This window comes from Streptomyces sp. NPDC054770 (genome assembly GCF_053611985.1).
Window position 1 is genome coordinate 116,559 of sequence record NZ_JBSHBL010000002.1, and the last position, 15,584, is coordinate 132,142.

The following is a 15,584-nucleotide window of genomic DNA, read 5'->3' on the forward strand; positions in this document are numbered from 1 at the left end:
GCCCCTGTTCACTGCTGTTCGATTGTGTTGCTTCTAAGGATGCAGATGGAACTCGCCACTCCGCCGCCGGCGGCGCGGGCCCCTGTCGCCTGGTACAGCTGGTGGTTGATGCCACTGGCCTTAGGGGGAGGGACGGTCGCCGCCACGTTCATGAGCTCCGAGCGAATAACCGCGGCCGTCGCCGGCGCCGCGGCCACCGTCGCGAGCTCGGTGTGCGTACGGCTCCTGATTCGCTCACAGCGTCAACTGCGCAGCGCCGAAGGGTCGTTCCGCAGCTCGCAGGCCGAGCACTCCCAGCAGTGGCAGCAGCATGTCTCGGGCCTGGAGCGCAAGTTCTCCGCCGAGCGCGCCACGCTGGAGGCCCAGCTGGGCGAGCAGTCGGCCGCGTTCGACGCCCAGCTCGGTGAGCAGGCGTCGGCCTTCGAGGGCCGGCTCGCCGACCGGACCGCCCACTACGACGCCCAACTGGCCGAACAGTCACGGGCGTACGAAGAGCGGCTCGCCGACCAGCTGAAGTCCTCCGAGGCGCAGCTCGCCGACCAGGCCGAGGTCTGGCAGGAGCAGGTCACGCACCAGCGGGCCGCGATCTCCCGGCTCGCCGACGAGCAGCTGCCCGAGGCGCTGAAGCGGCTGCGCGACGGCGACGCCATCGACGACCTGCTGCCCGTCACCGAGCAGTGCGCCAAGGTCGACAAGGACGTCCAGGCCGACCTGCGCCGCATCCTGCGCACCGCGCTGATCGGGGTGGAGGAGGAGTTCAACCGCTCCACCTCCGCGGAGCAGGCCGTGATCAGCATCGGCAACCGGATCCACGTCCTGACCAGCAAGCTGCGCGGCCGGCTGCACGAGATGCAGGGCGAGCACGGCAGGCTGCCCGCCGTGGCCCGCGGTCTGATGGAGCTCGACCAGGAACTCGGCCCCGCCGACTCGCTCGCCGGCAGCATCGGGGTGCTGGGCGGCTCGGACCGGCCCGGCCGCCAGTGGCAGGAGCCCCAGCGCCTGCTCAGCGTGGTGCGCGGCGGCATCGGCCGGATCAAGGACTTCCACCGTGTCGAGGTCCGGCATCTGCCGGAACTCGGCGTCGACGGCGGTCTGGTGGACCACCTCACGCTGATCTTCGCCCACCTGCTGGACAACGCGGCCCGCTACTCGCCGCCCACCGAGCCGGTCATCGTCTCCGGCAAGGAGGTGCCGAACGGCGTCGGCATCGAGATCCAGGACTCCGGCAAGGGCCTGAGCGAGGAGAAGAAGCGCGAGGCCGAGCACTCGCTGGCCGGCACCGGGGCCGGACCCGGCATCGGCGGTATCTCCGAGGACGCCAACATCGGCCTGCGGGTCGTCGGCACCCTCGCCCGCCGCTACGGCATCCGGGTCACCTTCGCGGACTCGCCCTGGCTCGGCACCTCGGTGGTCGTCGTGGTCCCGCACAAGTTCTTCAGCCCGCTGCCCGTGGCCGCCCCGGCCCCGGTGGCCGCGTCGGCCGCCCCCGCCGCCGCGTCCCCGGTGCAGGCACACGGCCCGGTCGCCGTCGAAACCGTCACTCAGCAGGAGTCCGGCGAGGCCCTGGACACCACCCCGGGCGGACTGCCCCGGCGGCGCAGCCGGCGCCGCGAGGAGGAGCAGCCCGAGGAGCGCACCGCCCGCACGCAGGGCACCGCGTTCCCCACGGTCCCGCCCGAGGAGTCCTTCGCGGGTCTGGCCGCCTTCGCCACCGCGGGCCGCGCGCCCGTGACGGACGAAACGGCGGACAGCGAGGCCGAGTTGACCGGAGACGAAGACGACGTGGCACCCGCGACCCCGGACGGCGCCGATGACGCCGCCGCCGGACGCGAGTCCGCCGAGCACCGCACTGAAGAGAGCGACTAGTCCACATGACGCAACAGGGAACCGACGTGAGCTGGGCGCTCCGCGATCTGGTGGAGAGCATCCCGGAGATCCGATTCGCCCTCGTGGCCTCCAGCGACGGCAAGGCCATCACCTCCTTTGGCGCCGAAGACCCCGACGACGTGGACCGCTTCGCGGCCGTGGTGGCGGGGCTCCAGGCCCTCGCCCAGCCGGTCGCCGAGCAGTTCCCCAAGTACGCGGGGCAGCTGCGGCTGGCGATGATCGAGGTCGACGGCGGTCACCTCTTCGTCGTACGGGCCGGTGTGGAGACGTATCTCGGGGTCCTCGCTCGCGAAGGACTCGACCAGGGGCTGCTCGGGCATCAGATGAGGGACCTGTCCCGGCGCATGGGCGAGCTGCTCGGCACCTCTCCGCGCCTGGAGGAGCACTCTGGATGAGTGCTCCCCGCCGGCCGTCGGATCCGTCCGGTCTCGAACGTTATTACGTCCTCACCGGGGGACGCAGCGGACCGGGCGGGGCGGCGTCGAGTCTCGACGTGGCCACGCTCGTCGTCTCCCGCACCGCCCCCGTCCCGGGGATGCAGCACGAGCACGAGGAGATAGTCCGGCGCTGCCGTGATCCGCTGTCGGTGGCCGAACTCACCGCTCATCTCGGATTGCCCTTCAACATTCTCGCGGTGCTGTTGGCGGATCTGCTGGACGCAGGCCGTATTGAAGCCCGTGATCCCATCCCGGCGCACCACGCCGGACGCGGGCCAGACCTCGCGCTCCTCCAGGAGGTACTCAGTGGACTTGAAAGGCTTTGACCATCCCGGCGACCCCGGTGCCGGGGGGACCCGCTCGGTCAAGGTGATGATCGCCGGGGGGTTCGGCACCGGTAAGACCACCATGGTCCGCTCCGTCAGCGACATCAAGCCGCTCACCACCGAGGAGACCCTGACCCAGGCGACCGTCGGCGTCGACAACCTCATCGGCGTCGCGGACAAGGCCGAGACCACGGTCAGCCTCGACTTCGGCAAGATCAGCCTCAACGAGAGCCTGATGCTGTACCTGTTCGGCACCCCCGGGCAGGAACGGTTCTGGTTCCTGTGGAACGGCCTGTTCAAGGGCGCGCTCGGCGCGATCGTCCTGGTGGACACCCGGCGGCTGGCCTCCAGCTTCCGGGCCATCGAGGAGATGGAGCGGCAGAACGTGCCCTTCGTCATCGCCCTGAACGTCTTCCCGGACTGCAAGGAACACCCCATCGAGGAGATCCGGGACGCGCTCGACATCTCCCCGCACACCCCGGTCGTGGCCTGCGACGCCCGTGACCGCGCCTCCAGCCGGGATGTGCTCGTCGCGCTCATCCAGCATCTGCAGGAACGCTCGGCCGTCGCCCTGGAGTCCCGATGAGCGCGCCGCAGGATCCGGGCGCCGGGGGCGGCTGCCCGGTGGCACACGGTGCCGGGGCCACCCGGCTGTACGGTGCCGACGCGGAGAAGGACCCGCACGGCATCTACGAGCGGCTGCGGGACGAGTACGGTGCCGTCGCCCCCATCCTGGTGGAGGGCGACGTGCCCGCCTGGCTGGTGCTCGGCTACCGGGAGAACCGGCGGGTCCTGGACAACCCCTCGCAGTTCAGCCGTGATTCGCGTATCTGGCGGGACTGGCGCGAGGGGCGGATCGGCGAGGCCTCGCCGCTGATCCAGATGGTGGGCTGGCGCCCGGACTGCGTCTCCCAGGACGGCGAACCGCACCGCCGGCTGCGTGGGGCGGTCACCGACAACCTGCTGAAGGTGGCCGGGCGGGGCATCCGCCGCCATGTCACGCACTTCGCCAACAAGCAGATCGACGCCTTCGCCGGTACCGGCCGGGCCGACCTGGTCGCGGACTTCGCCGAGTACCTGCCGATGCTGGTGCTCACCCGGGTCTTCGGACTCGCCGAGAGCGAGGGGCGTACCCTCGCCGAGTCCAGCGCCCAGGTCATCAAGGGCGGCGCGGACGCCCTCGCGCACAACGACAAGATCGTGTCCATCCTCGCCGAACTCACCGCCCGCAAGCGGTCGGAGCCCGGCTCCGACTTCACCACCGGGCTCATCGGCCACCACGCGGGTCTGGACGAGGACGAGATCGTCCAGCACCTGCGGCTGGTGCTGATCACCGCCCACACCACCACCAGCAACCTGCTCGCCCGGGTGCTGGAGGTGGTCCTCACCGACGGCGAACTGCGTTCCGGACTGGTCAGCGGGCAGCTGAACATCTCCTCCGTGGTGGAGGAGGTCATGTGGAACACCCCGCCGCTGGCCGTGCTGCCGGGCCGGTTCGCCACCTCCGACCTGGAGCTGGGCGGCTGCCCGATCAAGGAGGGCGACATGCTGCTCCTCGGCCTCGCGGCCGGCAACGTGGACCCGGTGATCCGGCCGGACATCGCGGCCTCCGTCGCCGGCAACCACTCCCATCTGGCGTTCAGCGGCGGTCCGCACGAGTGCCCGGGGCAGAACATCGGCCAGGGCATCATCGAGACGGCCGTCGACGTCCTGCTGCACCGGCTGCCCGGGCTGCGCCTCGCGGTGCCCGCCGAGGAACTCACCTCGACGGCCTCCACCTGGGAGTCCCGACTGGACAGCCTGCCGGTCGAGTTCGCGGTCTGAACGCACCGCGTCGGGCGGATCCCACCACGCGGATCACTTCACGCGGGTGGCACCACGGGTGGCATCACGGGTGGCAAACGGGGCCAACCCACGGGCCACACCCGGGTGTGGGCCCGTTGACGCGCCGTACCGGGGCCCCACACCGTTCCCGTCTCACACCGCGAGCAGGTCGTCCACCGAGCCCTGCCCGGCCCGTTCGGCCGCGACCGCCGGACCCTCCTTGGCCGCCGCGTACCGGCCCGAGGTCAGCGCCCACACGTAGTTGCCGTTGATCCAGTGCTGGATGGCCTCCACGCCCATCCGCACGCTGTCCCGCTGCCTCTCGTCGAGTTGCAGCTCGTCACACATTTGGGGCACCTGCGCCTCCAGCTCGACGTACTCGTCGAGGCAGGCGGTGGTCATCCGGTACGCCTCCTTCATGGCGTCCTCCCAGGAGCCGCCCCGCTCCCGGTGCAGCACGGCTATCAGGTTGTGGCCGTCGCCCCGGCGCCGCTCGCGTTCGAAGGAGTGGATGTCGTTCATGAACCCGATGGTGTCGGCGGCCAGATCACGCATCCGCTCCATCAGCGGGTGCGCCTGCACCTGGGCCGGCACCTCGAAGCCGCGGCTGCGCTCGCCCGCGTCGATGCTGTGGTGGATGCCGACGGTACGGCGCCGGAACTCCGCGTACTCGTCCAGGCCGAGCGTTCCGGCCAGCCCGCGCGCCGCCAGGTCGACCTCCTCGCAGTGCGCCACCAGGAACCGGCCCCAGGAGGCCGCGAACCGGGTCCGCCACGTCAGGGACATGCCATCCGAGAGATGCTGCCAGACCTCCGCCCAGGCCAGCGTGATCGGGCAGGCCACGCGGGGCCGGATACCGGCCGGGCGCAGCGGGGTCACGATCAGCTCCCGGGCCACGTCGGCGATCCGGTCGGCCCGGTCCGGCCGGTTCGCGTCGAACTGGTCGTCGAACAGGAAGGCCAGCGAGAACCAGTTCATCAGGACGACCATGTCCTCGGCCGAGGCGTACGGATAGGTCCGGGCCGCCGCCTGTGGCAGGTCCCACGACTTGTACTCCTCGAACCCGGCTTTGCTCCGCACCAGGTCCATGTCCCAGATCCAGCGCAGATGGCGGGCGCGCGCGAACTCCAGATGCTCACTGACGGGGGTCTCGAAGGGCAGGTCGAAGGTGACGTCCTGAGGCATGTGTTTCCTTTCGGGAGACAGTGCGCAGAGTCCCCCCGTCCCTGCGAACGGGTGGCCTGTCGGCCACCCGTGCACTCGAACTGGCCTTCGTGGCTCGAAAGTTGAGCCGTGGGCGCTACGAGGCTGCCCAGAGCGTAAATGATCTACGCGTGACCCGACCGTGATGTGTGTTACTGCTCACGCCTCATGAGCTGAGTACACTCGCGCGCCCCCGACGTATGTGTGCGCGACGCGTGTGTCCGCGATGCGCTCCGGGGGGCCGGCGAACGGGTCGCGGTCCAGGACCACCAGATCCGCGAGCGCCCCGGCCGCCACCCGCCCGGTGTCGTCGAGGTGGTTCACGTACGCCGAACCGGCCGTGTACGCCGTGATCGCCGCGCCGAGCCCCAGCCGTTCCCCGGGCAGGAACACCGGCGTGTCGCCGCCCGGTTCGACCCGGTTCACCGCGACATGGATGCCCTGGAGCGGGTCGGGGCTGCTCACCGGCCAGTCGCTGCCGCCCGCGAGCCGCGCCCCGGAGCGCAGCAGCGACCCGAACGGGTACTGCCATCCGGCCCGTTCGGAGCCCAGGAAGGGGATCGTCAGCTCGTCCATCTGCGGCTCGTGCGCGGCCCACAGCGGCTGGATGTTGGCGGTGGCCCCGAGCCGCGCGAAACGCGGTACGTCGGCAGGGTGTACGACCTGGAGATGCGCCAGGTGGGGCCGCGTGTCGCTCGTCCCGTTGGCCGTCCGCGCCGCCTCGACCGCGTCCAGCGCGTCCCGCACCGCCCGGTCGCCCAGCGCGTGGAAGTGGCACTGGAAGCCGAGCGCGTCCAACTCCGTCACGTACTCGGGGAGTCGAGCGGGGTCGACAAAGCTCTTGCCCCGGTTGGCCGTGGCGCAGCCGCACTTGTCCAGGTAGGGGTCGAGCAGCGCCGCCGTGCCGTTCTCGGCGACCCCGTCCAGCATCAGCTTGACCGTGCCGGCCCGGAACCGGCCGTGGCTCAACGCGGCCCGCTTCTCGACGAGTTCGGGGATCTGCTCGGCCCCGCGCGCCCGGTCCCACCACAGCGCGCCGACCACCCGCGCGGTCAGCGAACCGTCCCGGGCCGCCGTGAGATACGCCTGCGACGGGTCGTCCATGCCGAGGAACTCCCCGACCAGCGCGTCCTGCCAGGCCGTGATGCCGAGCGCGTGCAGATGCCGCTGGGCGTGCAGCAGCGCCGCGAGCCGCTCCGCCGGGCCGGCCGGCGGGGCGAGCCGGCCGACGACTTGCATCGCGCCCTCCTGGAGCGTGCCGCTCGGGGCGCCGGAGGCGTCCCGCTCGATCCGCCCGTCGGCCGGGTCCGGCGTGTCGCTTCCGATCCCGGCGAGCTCCAGCGCCCGGCTGTTGACCCACGCCCCGTGATGGTCCCGGTTGGGCAGGTACACCGGCCGGTCCGGTACGACGGCGTCCAGCAGCTCCTTCGTCGGAGTGCCGCCCGCGAACGCCTCCATGGACCAGCCGCCGCCCAGGATCCACGCCCGCTCCGGATGCGCCTCGGCGTAGGCGCGTACGGCGGCCACCGTCTCCTCGGCGGTCCGCAGCCCGGTCAGATCGCACTGGGTCAGTTCGAGGCCCGCCGGGACCGGATGAACGTGCGCGTCCTGGAACCCGGGCAGCAGCAGCCGCCCGGCGAGGTCGACCACCTCGGTGCGCGGCCCGGCCAGCTCCCGCAGCTCCCCGGCGGGGCCGACGGCGGTGATGCGCTCACCGGTGACGGCGACGGCAGCGGCCACGGGACCCTCGGGGGTGAGGACGGGGCCGCCGGTGAAGAGCAGATCTGCGTGCATGTTTCCTGTTCCTAGTGGGAGGTCGTGAGCAGTTGGGGCGCGTCGGCGTCGGTGCCCTCGCCGGTGCGGAAGTACGGCGAGCGGCGCACGTACTTCGCCCACCCGGCCGCGACGAACCCGGACACGATCATCGCCAGCGGGGTGGCCAGCAGGAACCAGCCGTTGTCCGCGCTGACCTCGAAGTGGTCGGCGGAGGTGTAGAAGGACCAGCCGAGGTAGCCGCCGAGGCCCAGCAGGGCGAGGGCGCTCAGCGCCGGCAGGACCACGGCCCGGACGCCCTGCCGCAAGTCCTCCCGGAGCAGGGTGCGGAAGCGCGCGGCGGCGGCGAGCGCGGTGAGGGCGTACGAGACGGCGACGACGATCCCGACGGCGTTCACCGTCGCCATGATCATGTCGGCGAGCCGCGGGATCACCAGGGCGAGCGCCGCGACCGCCGCGGCCAGCGCGCCGATCAGCAGCGTGCCGGCCGCCGGGGTTCCGTACCGGGCGCTGACCCTGGACCACACCGGCCCGAGGGTACGGTCCCGGCTCATCGCGAACATGCCCCGGGCCGTCGGGATCACCCCGGCCTGGAGCGAGGCCACCGCCGAGAACATCAGCGCCACCAGCGGCAGCGCGGCCCACGGCTGGGAGGCCAGCCGGTCCCCGAAGAACGCCAGCCCCTCGGCCCCGTGCCCGGCCAGCTCCTTCTCGGACAGCACCCGCTGGAACGCCACCGAGCCCAGCAGGAACAGCCCCAGCATGGTCACCAGCGTGATCAGTCCGGCCCGGGAGGCGTCCCGGGGGTCGCGGACCTCCTCGTTGACGCTGAACGCGGCCTCGAAACCCCAGTAGCAGAACACCGAAAGGAGCAGGCCCTGTGCCAGCGCCGTCGCCGACGGGATCGCGAACGGGTCGAACCAGCTCAGGCTGAAGGGGTGCGGTCCCATCAGGATGCCGTAGCCGCAGAAGCCCAGCAGGACCACGTACTCGAAGACGAGCAGCCCGGTCTGCAGGCGGGCCGCGGTGCGGATGCCGGTCACGGCGGTGAGGGTGACGGCGACCAGGACGACGATGCCCACGGCCGTGGTCTGCGCCGTGGAACCGGGGTCGAGGGCGAGCCCGCCGACGCGGTGCACTCCGGCCTCACCGGCCAGCTGGAGCAGGGCCGAGCCGGTGACCGCCGTGGTGTACGCGAGAAAGGCCACCGTCGCCACGATGTTCACCCAGCCGACCATGAAGCCGAGCCAGGGATTGAGCGAACGGCCCACCCACACGTAGCCGTTGCCCGCGTTCGGCTCCACCCGGTTCAGCCGGGAGTAGGCGCCCGCGATGCCGAGGACCGGCAGGAACGCCAGCAGCATGACGGCCGGCAGATGCAGCCCGACCACCCCGGCCGTCACCCCGAGACCGATGCCGATGCTGGTGGTGGCGGCCGTACTGGACGCGGCGACCGCGATGCCGTCGAGGACACCGAGGGATCTGCGCAACTCGGGGGGATCCGCTGTGTAGGGCTGGTCGGTCATGGCCGGCACACTCCGCTCGCACCTGGGGGCCGGACTGGTCGGCCCCGGTGACGGGACATGAAACTGCCGGTGCCCTTCACAGGTCAACAGTGTTGTCATAAGGTGCCCGACACGTCATGAGGAGGCCCCTTGAGCGAACGTGTCGTCCCGGCCGCCGCCCGGCAGCGCCGGCGTCCCACCAGACAGGGCGTGGTCCTCTCCGAGGAGCTGATAGTGGAGACCGCGATGCGGCTGATCGAGGAGCACGGCGCCGACGCCCTGTCCGTGCGCCGCCTCGGCCGCGCCCTGGGCGCCGACCCCAGCTCCCTCTACCGCTACTTCCGGCACACCGACGACCTGATGCTCGCCATCGCCGACGAGCTGATCGGCCGTACCCTGCGCGTCTGGCGGCCCACCGGCGACTGGCGCGCCGACCTGCGCGACCTCGGCCTGCGCATGCACGCCGGTGCCCTCGCCCAGCCCCGGGCGGCGGTGCTCAGCGCCCACCGGGTGACCGGGCGGACGTACGAGATCCAGGCCGTCGAGACCATCCTCGGGGTGCTGCGGAACGCCGGTTTCCCGGACGCCGAGGCGGTCCGCGTCTACCACGCCTTCGTCGACCAGGCCCTCGCCTACGGCGCCCTGGACTCGGCCACCACCGCCCTGCCGAAGCCCGCCCGCGAGGCCGAGGCGGACGTCTGGCGGGCGACCTACGCCCGGCTGCCCGCCACCACCCACCCGAACATCGCGGCCACCGCCCGCCATCTCGTGGCCTCGATGCGGGGCAGCTCCTATCCGGCCGCCCTGGACCTGCTGCTGACGGCGGCCGAGGCCCGGCTCGCGCAGATCCGCGGGGCCGCGGGCGCCTGACGGCCGCGCCGGACCCGAGGGCGGCCGACTGAATCCGGTGATCGGGGACAGACGCACCGCAAGGACCCGCCCGAGGAGGAAGCATGGCACTGGTGACCGCGGCCGTCGTGGTGCTCGACTGCGCCGAGCCCGAGAAACTCGCCCATTTCTACCGAGAGTTGCTGGACGGCGAGCCGGGTGACACGTCCACCGGCCTGGTGGAGGTCCGCCGCGCCGACGGCATCCGGATCGCCTTCCGGCGCGACGGCGTCTCGACCCCGGCCAGCTGGCCGCGCCCCGAGAACTCCCTCCAGTCCCATCTCGTCTTCCTCGTCGACGACATGGACGAGGCGGAGCGCCGGGTGGTCGGCCTCGGCGGGCTGCCCACCGAGACCCGGGACCCGACCATGCCGTACGAGGAGCGCGGCTACTCCGACCCGGCCGGACACCCCTTCACGCTGCGTCCGGCCCTGCCGGCGGCGGGCTGACCCGGTCCCGGCCGCCCTTGCGGGCCGTCGGCCACACCCCGGTGGAGCGCTCTATGGCCGTCGCGCCGGTGCGGTCCACGGCGCTGCGCACCACCGCGAAGACCGCGCCCTGGACCGCCGCGGCCAGCAGCACCTCGCCCCAGCCGCGGTCCCGGTCCAGGGCGTCCGGCGCGTCCTCCTCGCCGCGCAGCGCCTTCCAGGTCCGGCGGAAGGCCAGCGCGCCCAGCGCCCCGCCGGCCCAGCTCAGCACGAAGCCGAGGGGTGCGTAGACGAGCGGGAGTCTCAGTTTCTTCCTGCTCTTGGCCATGCCTGCCTCCGCGTTCTCAGGGCCGTCCCGCGACCGCGACCTCCTCGCCCGCCGGCACCGGGCCGGGCGGCGTCCCGTCCCCGAAGGGCCGGCCACCGAGCTCCTCCCGGTGATGGGGCGTCAGCCACCCGGCGAGATCCGGGCCGAGGGGCACGATGCGGGTCGGGTTGATCCCGGTGTGGACCTGGTAGTAGTGCCGCTTGATGTGGTCGAAGTCGACGGTGTCACCGAATCCCGGTGTCTGGTAGAGGTCCCTGGCGTACGCCCACAGCACCGGGTTCTCCGCGAGCTTGAAGCGGTTGCACTTGAAGTGGCCGTGGTAGACGGCGTCGAACCGCACCAGCGTGGTGAACAGCCGGATGTCGGCCTCCGTGAGGGTGTCCCCGACCAGGTAGCGCCGCCCGGCCAGCCGCTCGGCGAGCAGCTCCAGCCGCCGGAACACCCCCGCGCACGCCTCCTCGTACTTCTGCTGGTCGTGCGCGAACCCGGCCCGGTAGACCCCGTTGTTGACGTCCTCGTACACCTCGGCCATGACCGTGTCGATCTCGTCCCGGTGCCGTGCCGGGTACAGGTCCGGCGCCCCGTCCCGGTGCAGTGCCGTCCATTCGGTGGCCAGGTCCAGGGTGATCTGCTGGTAGTCGTTGGTGACCAGCTGGCCGCTCGGCACGTCCACGACCGCGGGCACGCTCACCCCGCCCGGGTAGTAGGCCTCCCGGCGGTCGTAGGCCTCGCTCAGGTACCGGATGCCGAGCACCGGGTCCCGGCCGCCGGGGTCGAGGGTGAAGCGCCAGCTGCGGTCGTCCTGGATCGGGTCGGTGACGGCGAGCGACAGGGCGCCCTCCAGGCCGAGCAGCCGCCGCGAGATCACCGCCCGGCTCGCCCACGGGCAGGCGCGGCTGACCACCAGCCGGTAGCGGCCGGCCGCCACCGGCCAGCCGTCCCGCCCGTCCGCGGTGATCCGGTCCGCGAAATGGCTGGGGGACCGGCTGAATGCCTTGTGTCCCAGCGCGCTGTTGCCGTCGCCGCCGCTCATGCGTCCTCCTTGTCCGGGGGCCGTCCGCGTTCGACCGGGGCCCTGCCGGAATGCGTTCCCCCTGTTTCGGCTGTTTCCGCCTCCCGCACGGAGTGATCAGTCCCTGCCGGGGCAGTCGGCGGTGATGAGCAGGACGACGTCGCACAAGCATGCGGACCGGCCGGAGGCCGACCGCAGGACACGCGTGACGGTGTTCGTGGCGCTTGCCGCCAATCTGGTGATCGCGGCCGCCAAGGCCGTCGGCGGGGTCGTCGCCGGCTCGCCCGCGCTGCTGTCGGAGGCCGCGCACTCCGTCGCCGACAGCCTGAACGAGGTGTTCCTGCTGGCCGCCCTGCGCCGCAGCCGCCGCCCGCCCGACGTCCGGCACCCCTTCGGCTACGGCAAGGAGCGCTTCTTCTGGTCGCTGCTCGCGGCCGTCGGGATCTTCGTCATGGGCGGCTGCTTCTCCTTCTTCCAGGGGATCGAGGCGCTGCGCACCGGCGCGGACGAGAAGCTCAGCGGCTATGTGACCGGCCTGATCGTGCTGGGCGTCGCCCTGCTCGCCGAGGGCGCCTCCCTGGTCCGGGCGCTGCACCAGGCGCGCCGGGAGGACCGGGGGCTGCGGGATCCGGCGCTGCGCACGGTGGTCGCCGAGGACGGTACCGCGGTGCTCGGTGTCTGCCTCGCGATCGTCGGCATGGCCCTGCACATGGTCACCGGCCAGGTCGCCTGGGAGGCGTCGGCCTCACTGGCGATCGGCGTCCTGCTGGTGTACGTCGCCTACCGGCTGGGCGCCGACGCCCGCGGCCGGCTGATCGGCGAGGCCGCGGATCCGGAGCTCAGCGGCAGGATCCGGGAGCAACTGGAGGCGGAGCCCGAGATCGACAGCGTCGAAGCGCTCTTCACGATGCAACTGGGCCTCGACTCGACCCTGGTCGCGGCCCGGGTCGACCTGGTGCCGGGCATCGACAGCGAGGAGGTCGAGGAGGTCCTGGTGGGCATCAAGGAGGCGCTCGCCGAGTCGTTCCACGAGGCCGGCCAGGTCTTCCTGGACGTGACCGACCGCTCCGCGCGGGAGGCACAGGAAAGCCCCGCCGCGACGGGGGAACGCGGCGGGGCCTGATATTCGGCTGCCCGGCGGGAAGCCGGTTCATGCCTCCCGGAAACAGATTTTTCTAAATTCCGACGGTCCCCGGCCGGAAAGAATTCCCGGAACCGTCAGTTCCCCCTACTGCGCTTCGAGCACGAATACGGGGATCTCCCGGCTGGTCTTCTTCTGGTAGTCGGCGTACGGCGGATACGCCGCGACGGCCCGCTCCCACCACTCGGCCTTCTCCGCGCCGGTGATCTCCCGGGCGGTCATGTCCTGCTTGACCGGCCCGTCCTGGAGCTCGACCAGCGGGTGTGACTTGAGGTTGAAGTACCAGACCGGATGCTTGGGCGCACCGCCCTGGGAGGCGACCACCGCGTACTTCCCGTCGTGCTCCACGCGCATCAGCGGTGTCTTGCGGATCTTCCCGCTCTTCACCCCGAGCGTGGTGAGCAGGATGACGGGCATCCCGGTGTCCATCAGGGTCGTGCCCTCCTTCCCGCCCGAGCTCTCGTACAGCTCGACCTGCTCGCGCACCCAGGCGGTCGGGCTGGGCTCGTACTCGCCCTCAAGAGGCATGAGATCCGTCCCCTCGTCTCGTCGCTTCCATGACTGACGGCATGATTCAACACCGGGAGTGCCCCGGATCATCCACACGACACCGGTGCCCTGACGGGATCTCGCCCGCGGGCGCGCGGGCGGTCAGCCGGGCGACAGCGCCATCCGGGCCGCCAGCCCCAGCATCACGCAGCTCGACAGCAGCGCCGTGACCAGGCGGCCCCGGTGGCCGGTCAGGCTCCGGCCGAGGAGCGCGCCACCGCCCGCCAGCAGCAACTGCCAGCTCGCGGACGCGGCGAAGGCCGCGAGGACGAAGACGCCCTGCTCCAGCGGCCGTACCGGATCGGCGGAACGCGTGCCGACCACCAGGGCCGCGAAGTAGATCACCGTCGTCGGGTTGAGCAGGGTGATCCCGAGAAGGCCGAGATACGCCCGCCCGGGGCCGGGTACCGGCCGCTCGGCCCGGGTCGTGAGCCGCCGCTCCCGGTACTGGCGCAGCGCGGCCGCCGCCCCGCGCACGGCGAGCGCCACCAGCACCAGCGCCGAGACCAGTCGCAGCGGCCCGAGCACCGGCAGCAGCGCCGCCGCCAGCGCGGCCCCGCCGACCGTGGCGAGCAGGGCGTACAGGCCGTCGGCGCTCGCGACACCGAGCGCGGCGCAGGCGCCGGTCCGCAGTGACGTGCGAGCCGTGAGCGACACTAGATATGTGCCGACCGCACCGACCGGGACGGCGATCCCGTACCCGGCAAGCAGGCCGGCGACGAGCGCGGCCGTCACGCGCGTGCGGGCTCGGGCCTCCGGGGACGCCCCGGCTGCTGCTGGACCCGCACCCGACGGACGGTCGCGGTGGTCAGCGGCACAACGGCGTCAGGAGTGTTCATGCGCAGATCCTGGGGCCTGCGTCGCCGCACCGGCAAGCAGATTTCGGCGCGGAATCGTCCCCCGACCGCGCGCGGTTCGGCCAGATCACCCGATTCACCGATCTGGCTGAACTTGCGGTCGTCCCATAGGTGCCCCGGGCATCTAATGAAGATCGGCACGACGTACGACATTCGTCTGCGAGGTCTTCCATGAACGAACTGACGGACGTGACGGAAACCACCGCCCCGGCCCACCCGGCCCACCAGGCCGACCCAGTGGCCTGGCCGCAGGACCGCACCTGCCCCTACCACCCGCCCACCGGCTACGACCCGCTGCGGGACGGGAGCCAGCTGTCCCGCATCCGTCTCTACGACGGCCGTACCGCCTGGGCGGTCACCGGCCACGGCGCGGCCCGGGCGCTGCTCGCCGACCCCCGGCTCTCCAGCGACCGCCGGCGGGAGGACTTCCCGATCCCGAACGCCCGGTTCGCGGTGGCCCGGGAGCGCCGCCTGACCGCCCTGCTCGGCCTCGACGACCCCGAGCACCAGGTCCAGCGCCGGATGCTGATCCCGGACTTCACCCTCAAACGGGCGACCGGGATGCGGCCGGCCATCCAGCGGATCGTCGACGACCTGCTCGACAGGATGATCGATGCGGGACCGCCGGCCGACCTGGTGAGCGCCTTCGCGCTGCCCGTGCCGTCCATGGTCATCTGCGACCTGCTCGGTGTGCCGTACGCCGACCACGAGTTCTTCGAGGCGCAGTCCCGGCGGCTGCTGCGCGGTCCTGGGCCCGCCGACTCGCTGGACGCGCGCGACCGGCTGGAGGCCTATCTGGGCGACCTGGCCGACCGCAAGAGCCGGGACGAGGTACCCGGCGACGGAGTCCTCGACGACCTCGTCCACCAGCGGCTGCGGGACGGCGCCCTGGACCGCGACGAGGTCGTCTCGCTCGCCCTCATCCTGCTGGTCGCCGGGCACGAGACCACCGCCAACATGATCTCGCTCGGCACCTTCACCCTGCTCCAGCAGCCCGAGCGGCTCGCCGAACTGCGCGCCGACCCCACGCTGGTGCCGGCCGCCGTCGAGGAACTGATGCGGATGCTGTCGATCGCCGACGGCCTGCTGCGGGTCGCCCTGGAGGACATCGAGGTGGCCGGCACCACCATCCGCAAGGGCGACGGGGTGCTCTTCGCGACCTCGGTCATCAACCGCGACGAGTCCGTGTACGACGACCCCGACACCCTCGACTGGCACCGCCCGGCCCGCCACCACGTGGCCTTCGGCTTCGGCATCCACCAGTGCCTGGGCCAGAACCTGGCCCGCACCGAGCTGGAGATCGCCCTGCGCACCCTGTGGGAGCGGCTCCCGGACCTGCGGCTCGCCGCACCGCCGGAGGAGATTCCCTTCAAACCCGGCGACACGATCCAGGGGATGCTGGAACTCCCCGTGACCTGGTAAGAGG

At 72.0% G+C, this 15,584-nt stretch carries 17 protein-coding genes; 9 read left to right on the plus strand and 8 right to left on the minus strand.

The annotated features are described in order from the left end of the window. Positions 1-45 precede the first annotated feature (45 nt). Genes ACWGKQ_RS03105 through ACWGKQ_RS03125 form a run of 5 tightly spaced genes read left to right on the plus strand, consistent with a single transcriptional unit; the run spans position 46 to position 4,474 of the window. On the plus strand, positions 46-1,866 hold the full coding sequence (locus ACWGKQ_RS03105; protein WP_453290114.1) for an ATP-binding protein: 1,821 nt from the start codon (positions 46-48) through the stop codon (positions 1,864-1,866). Positions 1,867-1,871: 5 nt separating this feature from the next. Next, the gene (locus ACWGKQ_RS03110; protein WP_046733906.1) at positions 1,872-2,282 is read left to right on the plus strand and encodes a roadblock/LC7 domain-containing protein; all 411 of its coding nucleotides are present in this window, start codon (positions 1,872-1,874) and stop codon (positions 2,280-2,282) included. Continuing rightward, positions 2,279-2,650, plus strand: coding sequence for a DUF742 domain-containing protein (locus ACWGKQ_RS03115; RefSeq protein WP_453290115.1), 372 nt, complete (start codon positions 2,279-2,281; stop codon positions 2,648-2,650). The genes ACWGKQ_RS03110 and ACWGKQ_RS03115 overlap by 4 nt, the downstream gene beginning before the upstream one ends. Next, positions 2,631-3,236, plus strand: coding sequence for a GTP-binding protein (locus ACWGKQ_RS03120; protein ID WP_453290116.1), 606 nt, complete (start codon positions 2,631-2,633; stop codon positions 3,234-3,236). The genes ACWGKQ_RS03115 and ACWGKQ_RS03120 overlap by 20 nt, the downstream gene beginning before the upstream one ends. Continuing rightward, complete coding sequence (locus ACWGKQ_RS03125) at positions 3,233-4,474, plus strand: cytochrome P450 (protein WP_453290117.1); 1,242 nt, start codon at positions 3,233-3,235, stop codon at positions 4,472-4,474. Before ACWGKQ_RS03120 ends, ACWGKQ_RS03125 begins: the two co-directional genes overlap by 4 nt. Before the next feature lie 153 nt (positions 4,475-4,627). Here the strand turns inward: ACWGKQ_RS03125 and ACWGKQ_RS03130 are convergent, their stop codons facing one another. The 3 genes from ACWGKQ_RS03130 to ACWGKQ_RS03140 all read right to left on the minus strand — a co-directional run bounded on the left by ACWGKQ_RS03130 (position 4,628) and on the right by ACWGKQ_RS03140 (position 8,976). Then, positions 4,628-5,659, minus strand: a complete 1,032-nt coding sequence (locus ACWGKQ_RS03130; protein ID WP_453290118.1) for a 7-epi-alpha-eudesmol synthase — start codon at positions 5,657-5,659, stop codon at positions 4,628-4,630. 177 nt (positions 5,660-5,836) lie between these two features. Continuing rightward, positions 5,837-7,471 (minus strand): amidohydrolase, encoded by a 1,635-nt coding sequence (locus ACWGKQ_RS03135; RefSeq protein WP_453290119.1) that lies wholly within the window; start codon positions 7,469-7,471, stop codon positions 5,837-5,839. 11 nt (positions 7,472-7,482) lie between these two features. Continuing rightward, positions 7,483-8,976 (minus strand): APC family permease, encoded by a 1,494-nt coding sequence (locus ACWGKQ_RS03140; protein WP_453290120.1) that lies wholly within the window; start codon positions 8,974-8,976, stop codon positions 7,483-7,485. A 129-nt stretch (positions 8,977-9,105) separates the two neighbouring features. Between ACWGKQ_RS03140 and ACWGKQ_RS03145 the strand changes: the two genes are divergently transcribed. Continuing rightward, positions 9,106-9,825 (plus strand): helix-turn-helix domain-containing protein, encoded by a 720-nt coding sequence (locus ACWGKQ_RS03145; protein ID WP_453290121.1) that lies wholly within the window; start codon positions 9,106-9,108, stop codon positions 9,823-9,825. Between the two features lie 83 nt (positions 9,826-9,908). Next, positions 9,909-10,292 carry a VOC family protein gene (locus ACWGKQ_RS03150; protein ID WP_453290122.1) on the plus strand — a complete coding sequence of 128 codons (384 nt, stop codon included), beginning with the start codon at positions 9,909-9,911 and terminating at the stop codon, positions 10,290-10,292. Here ACWGKQ_RS03150 and ACWGKQ_RS03155 read toward each other — a convergent pair. Together ACWGKQ_RS03155 and ACWGKQ_RS03160 are read right to left on the minus strand one after the other, a co-directional pair. Beyond that, positions 10,258-10,599 (minus strand): DUF4235 domain-containing protein, encoded by a 342-nt coding sequence (locus ACWGKQ_RS03155; protein ID WP_453290123.1) that lies wholly within the window; start codon positions 10,597-10,599, stop codon positions 10,258-10,260. The two genes, ACWGKQ_RS03150 and ACWGKQ_RS03155, sit on opposite strands and share 35 nt — an antisense overlap. Positions 10,600-10,615: 16 nt before the next feature. After that, entirely contained in the window at positions 10,616-11,632 is a 1,017-nt protein-coding gene (locus ACWGKQ_RS03160; RefSeq protein ID WP_453290124.1) for a glutathione S-transferase family protein, read from the minus strand. A gap of 124 nt (positions 11,633-11,756) precedes the next feature. Between ACWGKQ_RS03160 and ACWGKQ_RS03165 the strand changes: the two genes are divergently transcribed. After that, on the plus strand, positions 11,757-12,734 hold the full coding sequence (locus ACWGKQ_RS03165; RefSeq protein WP_453290125.1) for a cation diffusion facilitator family transporter: 978 nt from the start codon (positions 11,757-11,759) through the stop codon (positions 12,732-12,734). 105 nt (positions 12,735-12,839) lie between these two features. On the opposite strand, the gene ACWGKQ_RS03170 is transcribed toward ACWGKQ_RS03165, so the two are convergent. From ACWGKQ_RS03170 to ACWGKQ_RS03180, 3 genes are all read right to left on the minus strand, one after another. Then, positions 12,840-13,280, minus strand: coding sequence for a nitroreductase family deazaflavin-dependent oxidoreductase (locus ACWGKQ_RS03170; protein ID WP_453290126.1), 441 nt, complete (start codon positions 13,278-13,280; stop codon positions 12,840-12,842). A 123-nt stretch (positions 13,281-13,403) separates the two neighbouring features. Then, on the minus strand, positions 13,404-14,036 hold the full coding sequence (locus ACWGKQ_RS03175; protein WP_453290127.1) for a LysE family transporter: 633 nt from the start codon (positions 14,034-14,036) through the stop codon (positions 13,404-13,406). Next, entirely contained in the window at positions 14,033-14,311 is a 279-nt protein-coding gene (locus ACWGKQ_RS03180) for a hypothetical protein (protein ID WP_453290128.1), read from the minus strand. Before ACWGKQ_RS03180 ends, ACWGKQ_RS03175 begins: the two co-directional genes overlap by 4 nt. An 18-nt stretch (positions 14,312-14,329) precedes the next feature. On the opposite strand from ACWGKQ_RS03180, the gene ACWGKQ_RS03185 reads away from it, so the two are divergent. After that, entirely contained in the window at positions 14,330-15,580 is a 1,251-nt protein-coding gene (locus ACWGKQ_RS03185; RefSeq protein WP_453290129.1) for a cytochrome P450, read from the plus strand. Positions 15,581-15,584: the final 4 nt, after the last annotated feature.

Coding starts and splice junctions, on each gene's coding strand:
- ACWGKQ_RS03105 (WP_453290114.1), top strand. CDS start 46: ATGGAACTCGCCACTCCGCCGCCGGCGGCGCGGGCCCCTGTCGCCTGG.
- ACWGKQ_RS03110 (WP_046733906.1), top strand. CDS start 1,872: ATGACGCAACAGGGAACCGACGTGAGCTGGGCGCTCCGCGATCTGGTG.
- ACWGKQ_RS03115 (WP_453290115.1), top strand. CDS start 2,279: ATGAGTGCTCCCCGCCGGCCGTCGGATCCGTCCGGTCTCGAACGTTAT.
- ACWGKQ_RS03125 (WP_453290117.1), top strand. CDS start 3,233: ATGAGCGCGCCGCAGGATCCGGGCGCCGGGGGCGGCTGCCCGGTGGCA.
- ACWGKQ_RS03130 (WP_453290118.1), bottom strand. CDS start 5,659: ATGCCTCAGGACGTCACCTTCGACCTGCCCTTCGAGACCCCCGTCAGT.
- ACWGKQ_RS03135 (WP_453290119.1), bottom strand. CDS start 7,471: ATGCACGCAGATCTGCTCTTCACCGGCGGCCCCGTCCTCACCCCCGAG.
- ACWGKQ_RS03140 (WP_453290120.1), bottom strand. CDS start 8,976: ATGACCGACCAGCCCTACACAGCGGATCCCCCCGAGTTGCGCAGATCC.
- ACWGKQ_RS03150 (WP_453290122.1), top strand. CDS start 9,909: ATGGCACTGGTGACCGCGGCCGTCGTGGTGCTCGACTGCGCCGAGCCC.
- ACWGKQ_RS03155 (WP_453290123.1), bottom strand. CDS start 10,599: ATGGCCAAGAGCAGGAAGAAACTGAGACTCCCGCTCGTCTACGCACCC.
- ACWGKQ_RS03160 (WP_453290124.1), bottom strand. CDS start 11,632: ATGAGCGGCGGCGACGGCAACAGCGCGCTGGGACACAAGGCATTCAGC.
- ACWGKQ_RS03165 (WP_453290125.1), top strand. CDS start 11,757: ATGAGCAGGACGACGTCGCACAAGCATGCGGACCGGCCGGAGGCCGAC.
- ACWGKQ_RS03170 (WP_453290126.1), bottom strand. CDS start 13,280: ATGCCTCTTGAGGGCGAGTACGAGCCCAGCCCGACCGCCTGGGTGCGC.
- ACWGKQ_RS03180 (WP_453290128.1), bottom strand. CDS start 14,311: ATGTCGTACGTCGTGCCGATCTTCATTAGATGCCCGGGGCACCTATGG.
- ACWGKQ_RS03185 (WP_453290129.1), top strand. CDS start 14,330: ATGAACGAACTGACGGACGTGACGGAAACCACCGCCCCGGCCCACCCG.